General features: G+C 58.8%; 3 protein-coding genes. 1 reads left to right on the top strand and 2 read right to left on the bottom strand.

The window, feature by feature from the left end; genetic code table 11:
• The coding region (locus tag ACG2LG_RS23720) for a hypothetical protein (protein ID WP_396263327.1) at window positions 1-950 on the bottom strand (950 nt) is incomplete at its 3' end.
• Between the two features lie 123 nt (window positions 951-1,073).
• Between ACG2LG_RS23720 and ACG2LG_RS23715 the strand changes: the two genes are divergently transcribed.
• Window positions 1,074-1,334 (top strand): hypothetical protein, encoded by a 261-nt coding sequence (locus ACG2LG_RS23715; RefSeq protein WP_396263325.1) that lies wholly within the window; start codon window positions 1,074-1,076, stop codon window positions 1,332-1,334.
• Window positions 1,335-1,615: 281 nt separating this feature from the next.
• Here the strand turns inward: ACG2LG_RS23715 and ACG2LG_RS23710 are convergent.
• Window positions 1,616-2,171: hypothetical protein (locus tag ACG2LG_RS23710; protein ID WP_396263323.1), on the bottom strand; the 556-nt coding region annotated here is incomplete at its 5' end.

Raw genomic sequence — 2,171 nt, 5'->3', positions numbered from 1 at the left:
CCTTCCCGGGTGAGGGTGACCGTTTCCAGCCGCCCGATCGTGTCATGGGCGCGAACGATCTTGTAAGGATTCAGCTCGCCAGCGAGCCAGTCGGTCTTCGTCAGCCGGTTCTTCTCGTGGTCGAGGTCACGCTCGCCGGACGGGTCGGTGATTGAGTCGATGTTCCCGGCAGCGTCGCGCCCCAGCAGGATGGTCCCTCCGGAAAGCGGCTCGGCGACGAACCCCTCTGACGCCACCCCCGGCCAAGCGATGGATTCCAGGTCCCGAGCCCCGTCCGCCGAGTAGCCGAAAACGGCACTCCCCCCGCGCCCGAGCGATCGGCTTTCCAACAAACCACCCGCAAGCCAGGTCGTCTGCGTGTCGGCCCCGGCAGCGTAATCGTGAAGGGTCTTCGCCCCGGCGGCATTGCTCGCCAGCACGGTGCTCGCGCCCTCGGCGGGATCGACGGTTTCCTCGTAGCCTGCAAGCGCCACCCCCGTCGAGCGGCCGCGGTCCATCACCCCGGCTCCGGTCAGCGACACGGCGGTGCCGTCCAGCGCGCGGCTTGCCGTGGTGCCGTCCACTTGGAATGTCTCTTCCCCGCCAACGAACTCGTGATCGACGGGCAGGATTTCGTCCGGCCCGCCGGGATCCTGCCGATTGGGGATGCGCAGGGTCCCGACGGTGCCATCCGGCTCGAAGTCGATGCGCGACGTCACCCCACCGATGCTCAGGGAAATGGATGCCAGCGTTCCGTCGGCCCGGAATTCGGGATCGACATCCACGGCGGCCATCCCGGGCCCAACCGCACTCGTTCCGTCCGGCTGACCGAGATGGTTGAGCGTGACGACGCGGGTTTCGACGACTTCGACACCTAGCGTGCGGGTGATGGTCACCGTCGGCTCCGCCGGTGTGATTCCCGCCAGCGGGAAGATCAAAATCGAAAAATACGCGGCGAAGCGCAAGTTCATGGCAGTTGATTACGCAATCGTGACCTTCACAGGAAGACGGAACCACCCAGTCATCCCTCCGAAATCATCGGACGAGTCGCGTTTCTTACTTTTTCGGACGCAGGCCCGAGGGCGCAGAGCCTCATGAAGGGTATCCGTCAGTTCAAGGACGAGTTGTTCATAGCCAAGGAGCTGCTTCTGCCACAAAGCAAATGGGTTGGCATGGCCAATGCCATTGGTTGGTCGCGTACGTTCATTTTATCTGCGGTATGGTTCGATTGTCATTTCATTGAAGACCACGAGGATTCGCCTACCGGACTCCCAGTGGACCGCAAGCCGATGGAACGACCCTGGAAGATGGGAATATTTTCCGATCACTTCGGGATCGTTCTCAATTCGAACTAAAGCAACTTCATCGAATCCCCAATTCAACCGCTCACGATCTGCGCAAATACTACCCGTTAGGCGATTGTGCATCTCAAATGATTGCACAAAATCCAAACGAATAACAACTTCAAATGGATTATCGATGTTGGATCTTAGCTCCTTCAGGTCGTCCCATATGCAATTGAACACCAAGTCCACGGAAGTAAAATGACTCCGCCATTCAATTGAGAGAAGGATACACTCCTGTAAGGAGTTGTATCTATCAAGCATTGCAGTTAGCTCGTTGGATTGAAATTTCTTCATCGTGAAAGCACTTGAATCTCGTGAGTTGCGCTCGGGTCAGCGACGTTCCCAAATTCATCGAGATAATTCTTGAACTGGTTCCGCATACGTATCTCCCAGGCGTCGCTGCGAGACATAATGCGGATTTCCTCACCAAGGCCATTACGAAACAGGTAGCCGCGACGGTTGAAGGTAAGAGATTGCGTAAATCCATTGTCACGCAGAACCTGACGAATATCGATGATCGAACGTCCGCGAACACTGCCACCCGAAAAAATCCTGCGGAGTCCGGGGCTGGCTTCACGCAGTCCGGTCGGCATGAAATCTGGGCCATTCCGCAGCGCAGCTCCAGGTCCCGCACCAGCAAGCCTGCCCTTGGAAAGCAAGGTCCCCGGTGCTACGCCGCTTGGAGCCAAGCTCCTAGCCTCTCGGGACAAAGCGGCAAATTGGGGCGACGCTAGAAAGCGCCCCACCTGCACGGAGTGCCAGAACTCGGGCCCAGCATGGGATAAGATGCCTCCAGTTCGCAGCTCGGTGCCGACGGCGTGCAGCGCTCGCGCCCCGTTGAAGCTG

The organism is Haloferula sp. A504 (assembly GCF_044385805.1).
Taxonomy (GTDB): Bacteria; Verrucomicrobiota; Verrucomicrobiia; order Verrucomicrobiales; family Akkermansiaceae; genus Haloferula.
Note: the sequence above shows the minus strand (reverse complement) of the source record. Positions and strands in the feature narration are given on the sequence as shown.